Source organism: Pseudomonas sivasensis, assembly GCF_052938085.1.
Genome location: NZ_CP176442.1, coordinates 2,515,864 through 2,535,293, shown reverse-complemented (window position 1 = coordinate 2,535,293; position 19,430 = coordinate 2,515,864). Strand labels below are relative to the sequence as shown.

Annotated in this window: 20 protein-coding genes; 11 read left to right on the top strand and 9 right to left on the bottom strand. The window is 60.8% G+C overall.

Annotation, left to right across the window (positions count from 1 at the left end):
• Positions 1-16 precede the first annotated feature (16 nt).
• Together ACKZ62_RS11805 and ACKZ62_RS11800 are read left to right on the top strand one after the other, a co-directional pair.
• Entirely contained in the window at positions 17-1,261 is a 1,245-nt protein-coding gene (locus ACKZ62_RS11805) for a saccharopine dehydrogenase family protein (RefSeq protein WP_032889518.1), read from the top strand.
• Positions 1,262-1,767: 506 nt separating this feature from the next.
• Positions 1,768-2,007: a DUF6124 family protein gene (locus ACKZ62_RS11800; RefSeq protein ID WP_447096702.1), complete on the top strand. Its 240-nt coding sequence runs from the start codon at positions 1,768-1,770 to the stop codon at positions 2,005-2,007.
• A gap of 73 nt (positions 2,008-2,080) precedes the next feature.
• Here ACKZ62_RS11800 and ACKZ62_RS11795 read toward each other — a convergent pair whose 3' ends face one another.
• The 3 genes from ACKZ62_RS11795 to ACKZ62_RS11785 form a co-directional block, all read right to left on the bottom strand.
• The gene (locus tag ACKZ62_RS11795) at positions 2,081-2,455 is read right to left on the bottom strand and encodes a hypothetical protein (RefSeq protein WP_164558480.1); all 375 of its coding nucleotides are present in this window, start codon (positions 2,453-2,455) and stop codon (positions 2,081-2,083) included.
• 154 nt (positions 2,456-2,609) lie between these two features.
• A complete protein-coding gene (gene glsB / locus ACKZ62_RS11790) occupies positions 2,610-3,518 on the bottom strand; it encodes a glutaminase B (protein ID WP_032889526.1) in 909 nt (302 codons plus the stop codon).
• A 55-nt stretch (positions 3,519-3,573) separates the two neighbouring features.
• Complete coding sequence (locus tag ACKZ62_RS11785; protein ID WP_032889529.1) at positions 3,574-3,918, bottom strand: hypothetical protein; 345 nt, start codon at positions 3,916-3,918, stop codon at positions 3,574-3,576.
• A 90-nt stretch (positions 3,919-4,008) separates the two neighbouring features.
• Between ACKZ62_RS11785 and ACKZ62_RS11780 the strand changes: the two genes are divergently transcribed.
• Together ACKZ62_RS11780 and ACKZ62_RS11775 are read left to right on the top strand one after the other, a co-directional pair.
• Complete coding sequence (locus tag ACKZ62_RS11780) at positions 4,009-4,344, top strand: hypothetical protein (RefSeq protein WP_032889532.1); 336 nt, start codon at positions 4,009-4,011, stop codon at positions 4,342-4,344.
• Between the two features lie 208 nt (positions 4,345-4,552).
• On the top strand, positions 4,553-5,497 hold the full coding sequence (locus ACKZ62_RS11775) for an aliphatic sulfonate ABC transporter substrate-binding protein (RefSeq protein WP_447096701.1): 945 nt from the start codon (positions 4,553-4,555) through the stop codon (positions 5,495-5,497).
• Between the two features lie 352 nt (positions 5,498-5,849).
• On the opposite strand, the gene ACKZ62_RS11770 is transcribed toward ACKZ62_RS11775, so the two are convergent.
• The 3 genes from ACKZ62_RS11770 to ACKZ62_RS11760 are packed head-to-tail and all read right to left on the bottom strand — an operon-like array spanning position 5,850 to position 9,089.
• The gene (locus ACKZ62_RS11770) at positions 5,850-7,325 is read right to left on the bottom strand and encodes an FGGY family carbohydrate kinase (RefSeq protein WP_447096700.1); all 1,476 of its coding nucleotides are present in this window, start codon (positions 7,323-7,325) and stop codon (positions 5,850-5,852) included.
• 5 nt (positions 7,326-7,330) lie between these two features.
• Positions 7,331-8,263 carry a transketolase family protein gene (locus tag ACKZ62_RS11765; RefSeq protein WP_447096699.1) on the bottom strand — a complete coding sequence of 311 codons (933 nt, stop codon included), beginning with the start codon at positions 8,261-8,263 and terminating at the stop codon, positions 7,331-7,333.
• The gene (locus tag ACKZ62_RS11760) at positions 8,253-9,089 is read right to left on the bottom strand and encodes a transketolase (RefSeq protein WP_032889543.1); all 837 of its coding nucleotides are present in this window, start codon (positions 9,087-9,089) and stop codon (positions 8,253-8,255) included. Before ACKZ62_RS11760 ends, ACKZ62_RS11765 begins: the two co-directional genes overlap by 11 nt.
• Before the next feature lie 362 nt (positions 9,090-9,451).
• On the opposite strand from ACKZ62_RS11760, the gene ACKZ62_RS11755 reads away from it, so the two are divergent.
• The 7 genes from ACKZ62_RS11755 to tal all read left to right on the top strand — a co-directional run bounded on the left by ACKZ62_RS11755 (position 9,452) and on the right by tal (position 16,637).
• Positions 9,452-10,459 carry an ABC transporter permease gene (locus ACKZ62_RS11755; protein WP_050442857.1) on the top strand — a complete coding sequence of 336 codons (1,008 nt, stop codon included), beginning with the start codon at positions 9,452-9,454 and terminating at the stop codon, positions 10,457-10,459.
• A 50-nt stretch (positions 10,460-10,509) separates the two neighbouring features.
• Complete coding sequence (locus ACKZ62_RS11750; protein WP_032889545.1) at positions 10,510-11,442, top strand: sugar ABC transporter substrate-binding protein; 933 nt, start codon at positions 10,510-10,512, stop codon at positions 11,440-11,442.
• Between the two features lie 15 nt (positions 11,443-11,457).
• Positions 11,458-12,966, top strand: coding sequence for a sugar ABC transporter ATP-binding protein (locus tag ACKZ62_RS11745; RefSeq protein WP_032889548.1), 1,509 nt, complete (start codon positions 11,458-11,460; stop codon positions 12,964-12,966).
• Between the two features lie 132 nt (positions 12,967-13,098).
• Entirely contained in the window at positions 13,099-13,878 is a 780-nt protein-coding gene (locus ACKZ62_RS11740; protein ID WP_447096955.1) for an SDR family oxidoreductase, read from the top strand.
• Positions 13,879-13,889: 11 nt separating this feature from the next.
• Positions 13,890-14,690, top strand: coding sequence for an SDR family oxidoreductase (locus ACKZ62_RS11735; protein WP_447096698.1), 801 nt, complete (start codon positions 13,890-13,892; stop codon positions 14,688-14,690).
• Positions 14,691-14,735: 45 nt separating this feature from the next.
• Positions 14,736-15,689, top strand: coding sequence for a sugar-binding transcriptional regulator (locus ACKZ62_RS11730; protein ID WP_032889554.1), 954 nt, complete (start codon positions 14,736-14,738; stop codon positions 15,687-15,689).
• A gap of 24 nt (positions 15,690-15,713) precedes the next feature.
• On the top strand, positions 15,714-16,637 hold the full coding sequence (gene tal / locus ACKZ62_RS11725; RefSeq protein ID WP_032889556.1) for a transaldolase: 924 nt from the start codon (positions 15,714-15,716) through the stop codon (positions 16,635-16,637).
• A gap of 39 nt (positions 16,638-16,676) precedes the next feature.
• Here tal and ACKZ62_RS11720 read toward each other — a convergent pair whose 3' ends face one another.
• From ACKZ62_RS11720 to ACKZ62_RS11710, 3 genes are all read right to left on the bottom strand, one after another.
• A complete protein-coding gene (locus ACKZ62_RS11720; RefSeq protein ID WP_032889558.1) occupies positions 16,677-17,861 on the bottom strand; it encodes a sugar transporter in 1,185 nt (394 codons plus the stop codon).
• Between the two features lie 123 nt (positions 17,862-17,984).
• Positions 17,985-18,347, bottom strand: coding sequence for a type 1 fimbrial protein (locus ACKZ62_RS11715; RefSeq protein WP_095184471.1), 363 nt, complete (start codon positions 18,345-18,347; stop codon positions 17,985-17,987).
• Between the two features lie 77 nt (positions 18,348-18,424).
• Positions 18,425-19,423 carry a bile acid:sodium symporter family protein gene (locus ACKZ62_RS11710; protein WP_099602696.1) on the bottom strand — a complete coding sequence of 333 codons (999 nt, stop codon included), beginning with the start codon at positions 19,421-19,423 and terminating at the stop codon, positions 18,425-18,427.
• Positions 19,424-19,430: the final 7 nt, after the last annotated feature.

Genomic DNA, 19,430 nt, shown 5'->3' with positions numbered 1-19,430 from the left:
AGGAGAAATAAAGCAATTGAAAAAGAACGTTCTTATCATTGGTGCAGGAGGTGTCGCCAAGGTGGTGGCCCACAAGTGCGCGCAGCACAACGACGAACTCGGTCGTATTGCTATCGCGTCGCGCAACATCTCCAAATGCCAGGCCATCATCGACAGCGTCAAGGCCAAGGGTAGCCTCAAGGTTCCCGCCGACATCCAGGCCTTCGCGCTGAACGCCCTGGACGTGGAAGCGACCAAGGCCCTGATCCGCGAGACTGAATCGCAGATCGTCATCAACGTGGGTTCCGCGTTCCTCAACATGTCGGTACTGCGTGCCTGCATCGACACGGGCGTTGCGTACCTCGACACCGCCATCCACGAAGAGCCGGGCAAGGTCTGCGAGACCCCGCCGTGGTACGGCAACTACGAATGGAACCACCTGGAAGAGTGCAAACAGAAGAACATCACCGCCATCCTTGGCGTGGGCTTCGACCCGGGTGTCGTCAACGCGTATGCCGCGCTGGCGCAGCAACAGCATTTCGACCGCATTGATTCGATCGACATCCTCGACGTCAATGCCGGCTCCCATGGCAAATACTTCGCCACCAATTTCGATCCGGAAATCAACTTCCGCGAATTCACCGGGCAGGTGTGGAGCTGGCAGAACAGCCAGTGGACCAGCAACACCATGTTCGAAGTCAAACGTACCGACGACCTCCCGGTCGTGGGTTCGCAGAACCTCTACCTCACCGGCCACGATGAAGTGCACTCGCTGTCGAAAAACCTCGACGTGCCCAACGTGCGTTTCTGGATGAGCTTCGGCGAACACTACATCAACGTGTTCACCGTGCTGAAAAACCTCGGCCTGCTCTCCGAGAAGCCGGTCACCACCGCCGAAGGCCTGGAAGTGGTGCCGTTGAAAGTGGTCAAGGCCGTGCTGCCCGACCCGTCTTCGCTCGCCCCGGGCTACACCGGCAAGACCTGCATCGGCGACCTGGTCAAAGGCACCAAGGACGGCCAGCCGCGCGAGATGTTCATCTACAACGTAGCGGATCACGAAGAAGCCTACGTTGAAACCGACAGCCAGGGCATCTCCTACACCGCAGGCGTTCCACCGGTAGCTGCAGCGCTGCTGGTAGCCCGTGGCGAGTGGGATGTGAAACACATGGCCAACGTCGAGGAACTGCCGGCTGAGCCGTTCCTGAAGGCGCTGGACGTGATGGGCTTGCCGACTCGGATCAAGGACGAGCACGGTGATCGAGCCTGGGATGCAATTGCCTGATAGGCGATAGCTGACCGAACAAAAAAATGCGCCCTCAGGGGCGCATTTTTTGTTTGGGCTCACATAAATCCCAAACCTAATGAAGATCCAAATGTGGGAGGGGGCTTGCTCCCGATGGCGGTGTGACAGTCAATACACTTGTCACTGACACATCGCTATCGGGAGCAAGCCCCCTCCCACAGGGATAGCACTTCGCCCCGAACTCTCAGAGTTTTCCCACGACTGTTTCAGGTTGTCGCTCGGAACGCGGCTGACTAATCTCTCCGCCGTCGCTGCCAATTCAGCGACCGGATTTGACCGTCCGGCCTTGTTAACGAACTGCTACGCCCTGCACCTATCCCAGGCGTTTTTTTTGTGCCTGAGGTATCGTGTCGCGGCAGTTGTGCGCGGGATACCTTCGGGTATGCCGGGTTCGTTGACAACCGGTCGGTCAACCCGCGTACAGCTGCCACCCTCTTCGTTTGACCGCGAACGCTGGCGGCTCCACTTGTCGACGGAGCTTCACCATGATTAAAGACAGCCCCAATCCCCCAGATAAACTCTTCACCGTACGCCCCAACCTGGGCACCGAAACCCTGCTGGTCAACGCGTCCCAGGATCTATCCTCCATCACCGACATCGCCAGTCACCTGGCCTTTGAAATCGACGGCGCGCAACGCAATGTGGCCCTGGGCATCTGCCGCATGCTTGAAGGCGTACAACTGCTGGTGGACAAGGTGCTAGACATCACCGACCCAGCAGTTTGAGATAAAGATCGTTCCCCTGCGCAGCAAAGTGCTGCGCAGGGGAACGACCATCATTGCTCATATGTTTTGAAAGCTATTTGATTAACCATCTTTCTGTTGAGCCAAAAAAGATTGGACATGCAGGTTCCGCATCCGCTGAAACCTGATCATCGAGTGAAAGCAACGCATATTTTTGGCCAGCTGCTTGTATGAACGTTAGCGTCCCGCACTCATCAACTTTGAACGTATAAATAGCGCGCACGCTAGAACCTCTAGCACCGTCAACTTTCTCTAACTCCACACTAACACTTTTGGCCTCGCCTTCTTTTCCAATACCTGAAAGTGTATATGAGTTACCTTTTTTCTTCGTAATCGAACCTATCTTTTCTGAGATTTTTATATTGTTCGCCGCAAAACTGTTCGTACAGGCGAAGGCTAAAACAATCACACCTAAAAACTTTACGTTCAAAATACATTCTTCCTTGATAAGAGCCCGGTATAGCCGGAGACACACTATCCTATCGCTGACATATAGCGATTTGATCAACCTTATAAAAAGCTATCAAAAGGCCATCAATCTGTCTAGTTGAATGGTGCGCTGCAAGGATCTGCAGAGCCAGCCATCAAAACACCGACCACCCAATCCGCTCACTCAACAACTCCAACGCCTTGATCCCCGCCAGTGAGTTCCCCGCCGCGTTCAACTCCGGCGACCACACGCACACGGTAAATTGCCCCGGCACCACCGCGACAATGCCGCCGCCGACCCCGCTCTTGCCCGGCAAGCCCACGCGATAAGCAAAATTCCCCGCCTCGTCATACAGCCCGCTGGTGGCCATGATCGAGTTGACTTGCTTGGTCTGGCGCGCGGTGAGGATCTGTTCGCCGCTGTGGGCACTCGTGCCCTCGTTGGCGAGGAAGCTGAACGCCTTGGCCAAGTCCAGGCAGCTCATCTGCAAGGCGCAGTAGTTGAAGTAGCTATGCAGCACCGCATCCACGTCGTTGTGGAAGTTGCCGAAGGATTTCATCAGGTAGGCCATGGCCGCGTTGCGTGCGCCGTGCTGGGCTTCGGAGTCGGCGACGACGCTGTTGACCAGGATCTGCGGGTTGCCCGACAGGCGCCGCACGAAGTCGCGCATCGACAGAATCGGCACGGCAAAGCGTGATTGGTTGATGTCGCAGATCACCAGCGCACCGGCATTGATGAATGGGTTACGCGGGCGACCGCGCTCGAACTCCAGTTGCACCAACGAGTTGAACGGTTGCCCCGACGGCTCGTGGCCCAGGCGTTCCCAGATGGATTCGCCGCCATGGTCGATGGCCTGCACCAGGCTGAACACCTTGGAAATGCTCTGCACCGAGAACAGCGTATCGGCATCTCCGGCGCGGTAGGCCGAACCGTCGTTGCCATACACGGCGATGCCCAGTTGGTTGGCCGGTACATCGGCCAGCGCGGGAATGTAGTCGGCGACTTTGCCGAGGCCGATCAGTGGGCGCACTTCGTCGAGGATCGACTCCAGCAGCGCCTGCATGTCTTGTCCTGTCATCTGTCTTTGAATCAGTGGAAAGCGGGGTGCGGAGGATACTTCAATGGGCGCGGAAGCCCCACACAATCTCCACAACCCGCTCGGCCACCACCAGATAAACCAAGATCAACAACAGCTGCAATGCCAAGTGATAACGCAGCTTGGCCAGCCGGCGAATGCCGTCGCTGACGTTCAACAGCATCAACACCGTGGACAGGATGATCAGCCCCCAGCCCGCCACGTTTGACGCGAACATGCCGATAAAGAGTTCACGTTGCCCGAGCAGCGTATTGGTGCCCGCCGCGAACAGCAGCGCGCACACCAGCAGGTTTTTCACATTGTCGAAGATCTGAGTGCTCAGGTCATTTTCCAGCAGGGCCACATACCGCTTCCATAACGTGTGCATGAGTCATTACCGGGTGGGGATCGCTCGTCAATCAAAGTAGTCCATATGCCCGTACACTGCACCGCTGCGCTCACTCCACGAGGACTTTGCATGAAATTGATGATTGGCCTGGCCGCTTTACTGCTGGTATCGGCATGCACCACGACCCCGCCCGCTCAGGACGCTGCAGCGTCCACCTGCCTGGCAGGCGGCGGCACCATGAAGCAAGTCGGAAAGCTGCAAAGCTGGAAGTGCATCACGCCATACAAGGACGCAGGCAAGGCGTGCACCGACTCCAGTCAGTGTGAAGGCGAGTGCCAGACCAGTGTCACCACCCAGTCCGGCAACGGCCCGGTGACCGGCGCGTGCCAGGTAGATAACGGCCACTTCGGCTGCTCGGCGACGGTAGAGAAAGGCAAGCTGGGCCGGGCGATCTGCGTGGACTGAGCCACACCACCGACCCCATTCGGCGCGCGGGGGCAGCGAAACGGAGGTGTATTACTTGATGATCGAAGCCGCGCACCCGCCCATGGCCCAGCTGTTCCAGCGGGCAGGAAGCGGCTGAAAGCATCCTAAGCTCAGATCGAAAGAGTATTTATCGAATGGTTTTTAGATCATTAAGCTCAGGGCTATTTCGTTGAAGATCGAGCCCACCATGTCCCTTCGTCGTCCACTCGCCGCTGTATTAGGATTGCTGGCCTTTTCCGTTGCCTTTAGTGCGCAAGCCCAGGAAACCGTGCGCATCGGCTACCAGAAATCCTCCACGCTGATCACCCTGCTCAAGACCCAGGGCACCCTGGAGAAAGCCCTCAAGGCTGACAACATCGAGGTGAGCTGGCATGAGTTCCCCAGCGGCCTGCCGCTGCTGGAAGCGCTGAACGTCGGCAACGTCGACATCAGTGCCGACGTGGCCGACACCGTGCCGATCTTCGCCCAGGCCGCCCAGGCCAAACTCACCTACTTCGCCCAGGAAGCGCCCTCGCCTTCGGCCCAGGCCATCGTGGTGCGCAAGGACTCGCCGATCCAACAGTTGGCGGACTTGAAGGGCAAGAAAATCGCGGTGACCAAGGCTGCCGGCACTCACTATTTGTTGATCGCCGCCCTGAATAAAGCTGGCCTGGCGTTCTCGGATATCGAACCGGCTTACCTGTCGCCAGCCGATGGCCGCGCGGCGTTCGAAAACAACAAAGTCGACGCCTGGGTCACCTGGGAACCCTTCCTCACCAGCGTGCAGCGCCAACTGCCGACCCGCACACTGGCCGACGGCGCAGGCCTCGCCAGTTACAAGCGTTACTACCTGACAGGCACGCCCTACGCCAAGGCGCACCCAGAAGTGTTGAAGGTGGTGTATGGGGAATTGGAAAAGACCGGCAAGTGGGTGAAAGCCCATCCGCAAGAAGCGGCGAAAGTGCTCGGCCCGCTGTGGGGCAACCTGGACGTGGCCACGGTGGAAGCGGCGAACGCGCACCGCAGTTATCAGGTGCAGCCAGTGACGGTGGATCAGTTGGGTGAGCAGCAGAAAATCGCCGATGCGTTCTTCAAGGCGGGGTTGTTGCCGAAGGCGGTGGATGCCAAGGATGTGCAGACCTGGCGGCCTTGAAGGCTGGCACAGTCCAACTGTGGGAGGGGCGGTGCGACGATTCGACTTGCCCCCGATGACCATGGGTATCTAAACAACTTTTCAGACGCTGACAAATATCCCTGTGGCGAGCGGGCTTGTCCCGCGTTGGGCTGCAAAGCAGCCCCAGTCAAGAAGAATGCGGTGTATCAGACACTCTGTTGAGGCTGGTTTTGGGGCTGCTACGCAGCCCAACGCGGGACAAGCCCGCTCGCCACAACAGCCCTATCTGCCGGACGTTCAGTGTTGAGTCAACGTTATGTAGATCCCTATGCTCATCGGCGGCAAGTCGAATCGTCGCACCGCCCCTCCCACAGTGGGTTTGCATATGCCGTTAGAGGAGTGTTCGGGCTAAAGCCTTTTTCCACTCTGCATAACGCCCTGCCATTGCGGGGTCATCCTGCGGCTCAAACCGCTCGCGCTGGCGCTCCAACTGCCCCAGCGCCGTATCACTCACCCACACGCCCAACGCCCGTCCCGCCAGGTGCGCTGCGCCCAGCGCCGACACCTCCGGCGACAGGCTGCGCACCACCGGGCGTTGCAGCAGGTTGGCAAGGAACTGCATCAGCCAGCGATTGCGCGTGGCGCCGCCGTCCACCCACAGTTCCTTCAAAGGACTGCCGATGTCTTGTTGCATCGCCTCAAACACATCGCGAATCTGATAGCCGATGGATTCCAGCGAGGCGCGCAGGATGTGCGCGCCGGACGTGGCTTCGGTCAACCCGCAGATCAGCCCACGGGCGTCGGCCTTCCAGTGCGGTGCGCCGAGGCCCGACAGCGCCGGGACAAAATACACACCGCCGTTATCCGGCAGTTGCGCAGCCTGTTCGGTCAAGGCATCCAGGGATTCGCCAGCCACCAGGCGCGACGCCCACTGCACGGCAGCGCCGGTATGGACGATATTGCCCTCCATGCCGAAGGTGGGTTGGCTGCCGTCATGCCAGGCCAATGTGGTGGACAAGCCATGGGTGGACGCAATCGGGCCACTCATGGGCGTCATCAAGGACGAACCGGTGCCGAGGGTGGCCTTGACCAAACCCGGCGCAAAACCGCCCTGCCCGTACAGCGCGGCATGGGAGTCGCCAATCATCGACATCACCGGGATACCGGCGGGCAAGCCGCCCACGGCGACGGTTTCGGCGAAGAACCCGGCGCTCGGCTGGATCGGCGCCAAGGCCGCAGCAGGAATGCCGAACAGTGCCAAAAGCTCAGGATCCCAGGCGCATGAGTGCAGGTTGAACAACTGGGTGCGTGCGGCATTGGAATAGTCGGTGGCGAACACCTGACCGCCGCTGAGTTGCCACAACAGCCAGCTGTCGACCGTGCCCAGGCAAATATCACCCGCAGCGGCGCGGGCGTGACCATTGTCCAGGTTGTCGAGAATCCAGCGAAATTTGCCCGCGGAGAACATCGGGTCCAACGCCAGCCCGGTCTTTTCCAGGATCAGCGCTTCATGACCCTGCGCATGCAGTTGCGTGCACAACGCCGTAGAGCGTCGGCACTGCCAACTGATGCACGGCGACAATGGCTCACCGGTATGCCTATCCCAAGCCACCACCGATTCGCGCTGGTTGCTGATCGCGAGCGCAGTGATCGGCCGATCTACCTGGGCCAGGCACTCTTCAATCGCAGCCAACGTGTTTTGCCAGATCAGCAGCGGGTCCTGCTCGGAAAACCCGGCCTGGGGATGACTGATGCTCAAGGGCCGCGAACCGCGCGCGATCACCTGGCCCAGTTCGTTGACCAGCACCGCCTTGGCGTTGCTGGTGCCTTCATCTATCGCAAGGATCAGCGGGGTGTTGTTATTCATTGATTTCACCGCAACCGAGTGGCAGCCGCCACGATCCCAGCCGCGTCAATGTTATGCAAGGCGCGGGTCGGTTCGCGGGCACCGGCGGCGGCGTACTCGCCATCGCCGATACCCAGGCGGATCAATGGAATGCCCAGCCCGGCTTCAGCCAGCACTTCAGCGACCAGGCTGCCGACGCCGCCATTAACGTTGTGTTCTTCCACGCTGATGACGGCGCGGGTGCCGCTCAAGGCGCTGAGCAATACATCACGCTGCAAGGGCCGGATCGACGACAGGTTGATCACCTGAGCCTGGATGCCCTGCTCCGCCAGCAAGGCCGCAGCATCGACCGCTTCATGCACCACCGAGCCCAGGGCCACGATGCTAACGTCCGCGCCCTGGCGCAGGATATCTACATGGCCGGGTTTGAATTGGTAGTCGGCACCGTGAACATCCGGCAAGGCTTTACCATCGAGACGGATATACACCGGGCCGTGGTAACGCAGCGCGTAATCGACGATCTGCCGGCACTCGACGGCATCCGCCGGGGCAAAAATCTGCACATTGCCGAAGCCGCGCATCACAGAAATATCGTCAAGGCTGTGGTGGGTGCTGGCCAACGGGCCATAGCTGGTACCGGCGTTCAGGCCGAACATTTTCACATTAGCCTGGTTGTAGCAGACGTCCACCTTGATCTGCTCATTGGCGCGAGAGATTAGAAACGGCGCCGCATTGCAGGTGGCTGCAATCTTGCCGCCCAGCGCCAGCCCCGCCGCGACGCTGACCAAGGACTGCTCGGCAATCCCGACATTGATCAACCGCTCTGGAAAGCGCTGCACAAACGGACCGATCTTGGCCGTCGACGTGGAATCGCTGACCACTGGCACGACGTCCAACCCGGCGTCGACTGCATCAATAAAGGCCTGCACCATGACACTCGCCAAATGTTCACTCGCCATGGTTCAACTCCTCCAGTGCTGCATTGATTTCATCGCCCTTCGGCACACGGTGGTGCCATTCAGGGCGGGCTTCGATAAACGACACGCCCTTGCCTTTGATGGTGTGGGCGATCAGCACCTGGGGCGCGCCGGTTTGGGTCTGCATGGTTTCCAGGGTTTCGATCAACTGGCCCACGTCGTTGCCATCGCATTCGCTGACGGTGAAGCCGAAGGCAGCCCATTTCACGTCCAGTGGGTCGAGCGGCATGATCTCGGCGGTCAGGCCGGCCAGTTGCAGTTTGTTCTTGTCGACGATCACAAACAGGTTATCCAACCCGTACTTGGCTGCCGCCATGGCGGCTTCCCAGTTGGAGCCTTCGGCCAGTTCGCCGTCGCCGGTCAGCACGTAGATGCGTTTTTTGCTGCCGGACATCTTTGCCGCCAATGCCAGCCCCACTGCCACTGGCAAGCCGTGGCCAAGGGCGCCGGTGTTGAGTTCGATGCCGGGGGTTTTCTGGCGTACCGGATGGCCGGGCAAATGGGAATTGAAGTGCTGGTAAGTGGGCAACCATTCGGTGGGGATATAGCCCGCCTGTGCCAGGCAGCAATACAACCCCCCCACGCCATGGCCCTTGCTCTGGATATAGATATCTCGATCAGGGTCTTCAGTGCGTTCCGGGCCGGTATTGAGGATGCGGAAGTACAGAGTGGCGAGGATGTCGGTTTCCGACAGGTCCGCTCCGGTGTGACCGCCCGCCGGTGAATCGGCGTTGAGGTGGATCACATGGCGGCGGATCAGGCGGGCCTGTTCCTTGATCTGGTGGGCGTCGTACTGGAAGGCATTCATGCAGCGGCTCCTGTGGGGCTGACCACGTGAGGTGAAAGTGTCCAAAGCTGTGTTTGAATATTTATTCAGCAGTGACAATATATTTATATTTAGACGCTGATCGTCCGCGCGGTCAAGTGAGCGATCCACGGAAAAACGAAATAAATAGAAGAAACATCCCTCGGACAAACGGGCAAAATCCCACACGGGCTGGCCTATCCCGTGGCTTTGGCCGTGGTGAAAGCGCCGGTTTAGAGGCATACCTGAAAAATTAAGCGCTTGACTTTGCCACGGTGTCACTGGAATCTGAATTAACAGTCAGGCACGCTTAAATATTCAAGCGACCTGAAAGCACTCCAAAAAAAATAAATCAGGAGAACACTGTGGACGCCAAAGCTATTGTCCAGCACCCGGCCGAACTCAAGCCGCCACCCCGCCCACGTATTGTGAAACTGCTGCCCAGCAACATCGGCGGCCCGTTGATCGGGCTGGTGTTGCTGGTGCTGGTCTTCTCCTTCAGTTCCGAATTCTTCTTCTCCTTGCGCAATGGCCTGAACATCCTCGATCAGGTCACGGTGCTGGGCATCCTGGCGATCGGCATGACGGCGGTGATCGTCATCGGCGGCATCGACCTGTCGGTAGGCTCGGTGCTGGCCTTCTCGATGATGATGCTCGGCTGGCTCTACCAGGATCAGGCAGTGCCGCTGGGCTTCGCGATTCCGATCTCGATTGCCACCGGGATGCTCGCCGGGCTGGTGTCCGGCGCGTTGATCACCTACGCCAAGCTGCCGCCCTTTATTGCCACACTGACCATGATGTCGGTGGCCCGTGGCCTGGCGAATATCCTCACCGAAGGCCGGCAGATCGTCGGCTACCCGGAGTGGTTCACCAGCCTGGCCACGGTGCGGCACTTCGGCTTTCTCTCGGCAACCGTCGGGCTGTTTCTGGTGATGCTGCTGGTGGCGTGGGTGTTCCTGCGCTTTCGTGCCGGCGGCCGCAACCTCTACGCCATGGGCGGCAGCCCTGAAGTGGCGCGCCTGTCCGGCATCAAGGTGCGTGCGATTACCTTGTGGGTGTACGCCATCAGCGGCGCGCTGGCCGGCATCGCCGCCGTGACCCTGGCGGCGCGCCTCGACTCTTCCCAACCCAGTGCCGGCCTCAGCCTGGAACTGGACGCTATTGCCGCCGTGGTGATTGGCGGGGCCAGCCTCAGCGGCGGCGTCGGCAGCATCGGCGGCACCCTGGTGGGCGTGCTGATCATTGGCGTGTTGCGCAATGGCCTCAACCTGCTGGGCGTTTCCCCGTTTATTCAACAAGTGGTGATCGGCGTGGTCATCGCCCTCGCCGTGACCATCGACACCCTTCGACGCCGTTCCAGTACTGCCCGTTAAACCTGTTCGACAGTTGACACCCTCCAACAATAAAACCAGGAGTCACCGACATGTTCAGCCCCAAGAAACTGCTTATCGCCACTGCTCTGGCGGCCGCGACCCTTACCGCTGCCGGCACCACCTGGGCCAAGGACCTGACCATCGGCCTGGCCGTGGCCAACCTGCAGGCCGACTTCTTCAACCAGATCAAGCAATCGGTGGAAGCCGAGGGCAAGGCCAAGGGGATCAAGGTGATCACCGTGGACGCCCAAGGCAACTCCTCGACCCAGGTCAGCCAGATTGAAGACCTGATCACCCGCCAGATCGACGTGCTGATCTACATCCCCGCCGGTGCTACCGCCGCCGGTGTGCCCGTCAAAGCCGCCAAGGCCGCGGGCATCCCGGTGATCGCCGTGGACCGCAACGCCCCCGACGCACCAGGCGACACCTTTATCGCCAGCGACAGCGTGGCCGGCGCCAAGACCCTGGCTGAGTACGTGGGCAAGATCACCGACGGCAAAGGCCGCATTGCGATCCTGCAAGGCCAACTCGGCACCACGCCGGAGAATGATCGCGCCAAGGGTTTCGAGGAGGGCCTGAAAGCCTTCCCGGACCTCAAGGTCGTGGCCCAGCAACCCGCCGAATGGGCTCAGGACAAAGGCTTCGCCGTGGCCCAGGACCTGCTCCAGCGTGATCCGAATATCACCGTATTCTTCGGCCGCGCCGATGCCATGGCCCTGGGCGCTGCCCAAGCGGTGAAGGTCGGCAACCTGGATCACAAGGTCGTGGTCGTCGGTTTTGACGGCGACGTCGCCGGGCTCAAGGCCGTCGAAAGCGGCGTGCTCAATGCCACCATGACTCAGCAGACCCAGAAAATGGGGCGCCTGGCCGTGGCCTCGGCGATTGATCTCAAAGCCGGCAAGGCCGTGCCCAAGGAGCAACTGCTGCCCACCGTGCTGACCACCAAAGAAAACGTCGCGCCGTTCCTGCAACAGCACCCGTAAGCCTTGGAGGTCGTCATGCAAGCAGCAGCTCTGGATAGCAGCGCCGATGCGGTGCTGTGCCTGCGCAATATCAGCAAGGCCTACGGCCCGGTGCAGGTGTTGTCCCAGGTCAATGTGGATATTCGCCGCGGTGAAGTGCTGGCCCTGCTCGGTGAAAACGGTGCCGGTAAGTCGACCTTGTCGTCGATCATCGCAGGCCTCGTGCAACCCGAAGCTGGCGGCAGCATGACCTGGCTCGGCGCTCCGTATGCACCCGCCTCGCCGGGTGCGGCACTGGGCGCAGGTATCGGCCTGATCCACCAGGAAATCCGTCTGCTGCCGCAACTGTCGATCGCCGAGAACATCTTCGTCGGTCGCCTGCCCATGCGTTACGGGCGGGTCGATCGCGACTACATCGAGGCCCAGGCGCAGATCCAACTGGAACGCCTGGGGCTCAACGTGCCGGCGTCGCGCAAGGTCGAAGGCCTGAGTGTGGCGGCCCAGCAATTGGTGGAAATCGCCAAGGCGCTGACCTTGAAGGCCAGCTTGCTGATTCTCGATGAACCCACCGCTGCGCTGGGCGCTGAAGAAACCGAGTTGCTGTTCAAGCAGGTGGAACGGCTGAAAGCAGAAGGCGTGTCGTTTATCTACATCAGCCATCGCCTGGAAGAAATCGCGCGCATCGCCGACCGCGTGCTGGTGCTGCGCGACGGTCGTCAGATCGCCCTGCATGCCACCGCGCAAGTGCCGGTGCGCGAGCTGGTGGAGCAGATGGTCGGGCGCAGCCTGGAGCGGATTTTCCCCGCGCTGCAGGCGCCGCAGGAGCAGGTGATGTTGCAGGTCAAGGATTTGACCTGCCGCGAATTCGCCTTGCATGGCATCGACTTCAGCGTGCGCGCCGGCGAAGTGTTCGGCATTGCCGGCGTGGTAGGCGCCGGGCGTACGGAACTGGTGCGCACCATTGCCGGTGCGGCCCAGGACATCAAGGGCCAGATGGTGCTGGACGGTGAAGTGCGCCAGCTGCGCAGCCCGTTTGAAGCGATTCAGGCCGGTGTAGTGCTGGTACCTGAAGACCGCAAACAGCAAGGCGTAGTCGTGGAACATCGCATCGAAGACAACCTGGTCTACGGCAACACCGACCTGCTGGACAAACGCGGTTGGGTGCTCCCTGCCCCGCTGCGTGAATTCGCCCGAACGGCGGTGGCGCGGCTCGGCGTGAAAGGTTCGCCGCAGTCGCGGATTTCCAGTTTGTCCGGCGGCAACCAGCAGAAGGTGATCATCGCCAAGTGGCTGGCACGCAACCCCAAGGTGTTCATTCTGGATGAGCCAACACGCGGCATCGACGTGGGCGCGCGGGCGGCGATTTATGAAGTGATCGCGGACTTGGCGGCCAAGGGCATGGCGGTGATTGTGGTCAGTTCCGACCTGGATGAAGTGCTGGGGTTGTCCCATCGGGTGATGGTGATGAGCCGAGGCCGGCAGATGGGGATTCTGGAGCGTGGCGAGGCCACACCGGTGTCGGTGATGGAAATGGCCACCGCATAACCAAACACCTACACAGATCCAACTGTGGGAGGGGGCTTGCCCCCGATGAGGGAGTGTCAGTAGAAGCATCTGTCACTGAACCACTGCTATCGGGAGCAAGCCCCCTCCCACACGGGTCCACTGTGATTTCAAATAACGGAGTTATCCATGCAGCTTTTCAGTCTTCAGGGCCAAGTGGCCTTTGTCACCGGCGCCGGCAGCGGCATCGGCCAAGCCATCGCTGTCGGGCTGGCCGAAGCCGGCGCGGATGTAGCCTGCTTTGATCTTCCGGGCAGCCCCGGCATTGCCAGCACGGTCGAGCGCATCCAGACGCTGGGCCGTCGCGCCTTGGCGTTGAGCGGTACCGTCACCGAGCGCGCCGCCCTGGATGCAGCCGTCGCGCAAACCGAACAAGAACTCGGCCCACTCAGCGTCGCGGTCAACTGCGCCGGCATCGCCAACGCCCAGGCCGCCGAAGACCTGGAACTGCAACGCTGGCAAACCACACTGGACATCAACCTCACCGGCATCTTCCTCAGCTGCCAAGCCCAGGCCGCCGTGATGTTGCCGCGTGGCAAAGGTGCCATCGTCAACATCGCCTCCATGTCCGGCAGCATCGTCAACCGTGGCCTGTTGCAGGCGCACTACAACACCTCCAAAGCTGGGGTGATTCATCTGAGCAAAAGCCTGGCGATGGAATGGGCCGACAAGGGCCTGCGCGTCAACTGCATCAGCCCCGGCTACACCGCCACGCCGATGAACTCGCGCCCGGAAGTCGCCGACCAGGTGAAGATCTTTGAACAGACCACGCCCATGGGCCGTATGGCCAGCGTGGAAGAAATGGTCGGCCCGGCGATTTTCCTGGTCAGCCAGGCGTCGTCTTTCTGCACCGGTGTCGACCTGTTGGTCGATGGCGGCTTTGTGTGCTGGTAAGGAGTCTTGTGATGTCGCAACGTTTCAGCGGTAAAACCGTAGTGATCACCGGCGCCTGCCGTGGCATTGGTGCCGGCATAGCCGAGCGCTTCGCCCAGGAAGGCGCCAACCTGGTGCTGGCCTCCAATGACCTGGAGCGCGTGACCTTCACCGCCGACCAACTGGCCCAGGAATACGGCGTGAGCGCCCTCGCCCTCGGCATCGACGTCACCAACGAAAGCGATATCGAGAAGCTCTACCGCGAAGGCCACGCCCGCTTCGGCAGCATCGACGTGTCGGTGCAGAACGCCGGCATCATCACCATCGACCACTACGACAAAATGCCCCGCGCTGATTTCGACAAGGTGCTACAGGTCAACACCACCGGCGTGTGGCTGGGGTGCAGGGAAGCGGCCAAGTACATGGTCAAGCAAGGCAGTGGGCGGTTGATCAACACCTCGTCCGGGCAAGGCCGCCAAGGCTATATCTACACACCGCACTACGCCGCCAGCAAAATGGGCGTGATCGGCATCACCCAAAGCCTGTCCCTGGAGCTGGCGCCGCATAACATCACCGTCAACGCATTCTGCCCCGGCATCATCGAAAGCGAGATGTGGGACTACAACGACCGCGTGTGGGGCGAGATCCTCAGCACCGACGAAAAACGTTACGGCAAGGGTGAATTGATGGCCGAATGGGTCAAGAACATCCCCCTGCGCCGGGCCGGCAAGCCCTCGGATGTGGCGGGTCTGGTGGCGTTCCTGGCCTCCGACGACGCGGCGTACCTGACCGGCCAGGCGATCAATATCGACGGCGGCCTGATCATGTCGTAAGGGTTTGGTATCCTCACGGCCATTGTGTCAATAACTGAGGCTTTCATGAGCCAGATCGAAGAACAGCGCCTGATCACCAAGATCGCGAGCCTCTATTACGAAGAAGGGCTCAAGCAGTCCGAAATCTCCACGCAGCTGGACCTGTCCCAGTCCTTTATCAGCCGCGCCCTGCGCCGGGCGCTGCAGGAAGGCGTAGTGAAGATCAGCGTGATGCGCCTGCAAGGCCTGCACCTGGAACTGGAAACCCAACTGCAACGTCGCTACGGCGTGCGCCGGGTGATCGTGGTGGAAGCCACCGAGCCCGGCAATGACGAAAGCATCAAGCAAGCCATCGGCTCGGCCGCTGCGCACTACCTGGAAACCAGCCTGTCGCCCCAGGACCATATCGGCATTTCATCGTGGAGCAGCACCATTCGCGCCATGGTCGGCCACCTGCATGCGCAGTCGGGCAAGCAAGGCGCCGAAGAAGTGGTGCAACTGCTCGGTGGCGTCGGCAACAAAGGCGCGTTCGAAGCCACCTTGCTGACCCAACGCCTGGCCACCCTGCTCAACTGCCCGGCGTATTTGCTGCCGTCCCAAAGCATCGAGCAATCGGTGCAGAGCAAGCAGCGCATCGTGCAGATGGAAGAGGTCAAGGAAGTGCTGCAACGCTTTGACAGCATCACCCTGGCGATCGTCGGTATCGGCGACCTGGAGCCCTCGCAATTGCTGCGCAACAGCGGCAACTACTACACCGAAGACATGCTGCGCCTCCTGGCCGAGCGCGGTGCGGTGGGCGATATCTGCCTGCGCTACTTCGATGCCCAGGGCAAGCCGGTGCTGGAAGAAGATGAAGAATTCGTGGTGTCGGTGGCACTGCCCAAGCTGCGCTCAATCCACCGCGTGCTCGGCCTGGCCGGCGGGCTGAACAAGGTCCAGGCGATACGCGGCGCGCTCAAGGGCGGCTACCTGGACATCCTGATTACCGACCTGGATACCGCACAGGCCCTCAACCAATAACCTATTTTTTGGAGACAGCCGCTCATGACGTCCAAGCTCGAACAACTCAAGCAATTCACCACCGTGGTCTGCGACACCGGCGACCTGGAAGCCATCAGCCGCCTGCGCCCTGTCGACGCCACCACTAACCCGTCACTGCTGCTCAAAGCCGCTGCGATCCCGGAATACGCCGAATTGCTGCGCAATGCGGTGTCGTCATCCAAAGGCGATGTAGGCCTGGCGTGTGACCGCTTCGCGGTGTCAGTGGGCTGCGGCATTCTCAAGGTGATTCCGGGGCGCATCTCCACCGAAGTCGACGCGCGCCTGTCCTTCGATGAAGACGCGCTGTGGGCCAAGGCCAACCAATTGATCGCCCTGTACGACCAGGCCGGCGTCGGCCGCGACCGCGTGCTGATTAAACTGGCCTCCACCTGGGAAGGCATCCGCACCGCCGAACGCCTGGAAAAATCCGGCATCCAGACCAACCTCACCCTGCTATTCTCCTTCGCCCAGGCTCAGGCCTGCGCCGACGCTGGCGTGTTCCTGATCTCGCCGTTCGTGGGCCGCATCTACGACTGGTACCGCAAGAGCACAGGCCTGGACTACACCGGGGCTGAAGACCCAGGTGTGCAGTCGGTGACGCGCATCTACAACTACTACAAAGCCAACGCCATCCCGACCGTGGTGATGGGCGCCAGCTTCCGTACCCTCAGCCAGATCGAACAACTGGCCGGCTGTGATCGCCTGACCATCAGCCCGGACTTGCTGCAAAAGCTTGCCGAAGACAACGGGCCGCTGGAACGCAAGCTGCAACCTGGGGCAGCCGGTGAAGCGCGCCAACCGTTGACCGAAGCGCAGTTCCGCTGGGCGTCGAATGAAGATGCAATGGCCACCGAAAAACTGGCCGAAGGCATTCGCCAGTTTGCGCGGGATCAGGAGAAGTTGGAGGCGCTGTTGGCTGGGCTGTAACGCCGTCAACCTGTAGGAGCGAGCTGGCTCGCTCCTGCATCAGCTTTGTGCCACACCCGTGCCGAACCTGCGAATCGCCAGGCAATACCCGATCAACGCCACCGCAGCCAGCATCCCCCCCGCCACGCCAATCCAGGCGAAACCGAAGTGACTGCCGACCCAACTGCCCATCAGGGCGCCGCCGCCAATGCCGATGTTGTAGATGCCGGAGAACATCGCCATGGCTACGTCAGTGGCGTCCGGCGCCAGTACCAGCACTTTGGATTGCATGGCCAGGCCGAAGCCCATGATCGCCATGCCCCAGAAAATGCTCAGGATCACCAGGTACGACTCGGCGCCGCTCAAGGGCAGCATCAGCGTGAGGCACGCGGCCAGGATAAACACCGCGCCCACCACAAACAGGTGCGGGTTGAAGCGGTGCACCAGGCTGAACAGCAACGAGCCGATGATGCCCGCGCCGCCGAAGACCAGCAAGATCAGGGTCACGGCGCTGCCATCCATCCCGGCCACGCCTTCGACGAAGGGTTCGATGTAGCTGTAGGCGGTGAATTGCGCGGTCACCGTGAGCGCGGTGAGCACGTAAAGCGCCACCAGCGCCGGGCGCTTGAACAGCAGCGGCAGGCTGCGCAGGGAACCGGAGTTCTGGCTCGGCAACGGTGGCAACGTGCGCGCCAGCCAGAACACGAGAGCGGCGGCGAAAGCGCCGATCACCAGGAAGGTAGTGCGCCAGCCCATGGCCTCGCCGAGCAGACGCCCCAGAGGAATCCCCAACACCATCGCCAATGACGTACCGGTGGCCAGCAACCCGAGGGCTTGCACTTGTTTGCCCTCCGGCGCCAGGCGTACCGCGAGGGACGCGGTGATCGACCAGAACAACGCATGGGACAAGGCAATGCCGATCCGGCTGACCATCAGCAAGCCAAAACTGTTGGCCACGCTGGAAAGGATATGGCTGAGGATAAACATGCCGAACAGCACGATCAGCAATTTGCGCCGCTCGACGTTACGGGTCAGCAGCATCACCGGCAGTGAGGTCAGGGACACGATCCAGGCGTAGATGGTGAGCATCAGGCCGACGCTGGACACGGGCATGTCGAAGCTGGCACCAATGGCGCTCAGCAGGCCGACCGGTACGAATTCGGTGGTATTGAACACAAACGCGGCCAGCGCAAGGGCGATGACCGGTTGCCAGTTGGCTTGGGGGGTTGCGGCTGAAATGCTCATTGAAAGGCGAGGTACTCTGGCGATGATCAAACGGCCACCCAGGACAAGCGCCGCCGCTTGGCATTCTATAGGTTTCTCGGCTGGCTGTTGACGCCGATACCCCTCAAGACACCCTCAGTTTTGTCACGGTGTGGTCACAGTGACGACGTATTTGCCCGACACAATCGGCTGGCCGGCGCTGTCTACCAGCACATACCGCTGATCGTGATCACGCCCAAGGCCGCTGTCTGCAACAGGCGATAGCCGGGGAACGGCGACACCCGCCACCGGCATCAAACTGCGCACGTCGAAGCGATTGGCACGACCGGAAGCGACACAGCCCTTGCCTTCCGTCACCAGCCCACTGCGCGCATTTGTCGCACACCCTGGCTCGACGATGCTGCCACTGAACGCGATGGTGCCCTGCCCCACGGACTGCGCCGCGCCGCATGTACTTGCCCATAGGCCGAGGAGGCCTGCGATTACCGAAATACCTTTACTGCTCATGCCGACACTCCTTCTTGGGCCAGTAAGCAGTAAGTCGCCGGGCTGAGCAGTAACTTGAGGTTATTCGTCGGTTTGAATCAAGGATCTACCTGCGCCATCAACTCCGGAACGCTTTCAGGACGCTTGGCATACCGCTGCGCTAACGCCGCGCAGACCATCAACTGGATCTGGTGAAACAGCATCAACGGCAAAATCAACACCCCCATGCTCGCCCCGGCAAACAGCACTTGTGCCATGGGTACGCCGGTGGCCAGGCTCTTCTTCGAACCGCAGAACAAAATGGTGATCCGGTCTTCCTGATTGAAGCCAAACGCTTTGCCCAGCACGCTCGACGCCACCAGCACCAAGGCCAGCAACACGCAGCAGGCCACCACCAGACCGCCCAGTTCCCACAGTGGGATCTGATGCCAGATGCCTTCGTTGACCGCTTCGCTGAATGCGCCGTAGACCACCAGCAGGATCGAGCCTTGGTCGACGAATTTGAGCCAGGCCTTATTGCGGCCCACCCACTCGCCGATCCAGCGCCGCGCGATTTGCCCGGCGATAAAAGGCAGCAGCAGTTGCACGCTGATTTTCAGGATGGCATCGACCGTGGAGCTGCCTTCGCCGTGCACGTTGAGCAATAACGTCACCAGCAGCGGCGTAAGGAAGATACCGAACAAGCTCGACGCCGCCGCGCTGCAAATCGCCGCCGGGATATTGCCCCGCGCCAGCGAAGTGAAGGCAATCGCCGATTGCACGGTGGCCGGCAAGGCGCAGAGGTAAAGCATGCCCATGTACAGGTCTTTGCCGATCAGCGGCGACAGCACCGGCTTGAGCGCCAGGCCCAACAAGGGGAACAGCACGAAGGTCAGGCTGAACACCAGCAAATGCAGGCGCCAGTGGCCGGCCCCGGCAACGATGGCCTGGCGCGACAGCTTGGCGCCGTGCAGGAAGAACAGCAGCGCGATGGCCAGGTTGGTGACCCAACCGAAGGCTACGGCGGTCTGGCCGCTGGCGGGCAGCAAGGAAGCGAGGATCACCGTGGCGATCAGGGTCAGGGTGAAGTTGTCGGGCAGAAAACGAGGGCGTGTCATAAGCGGA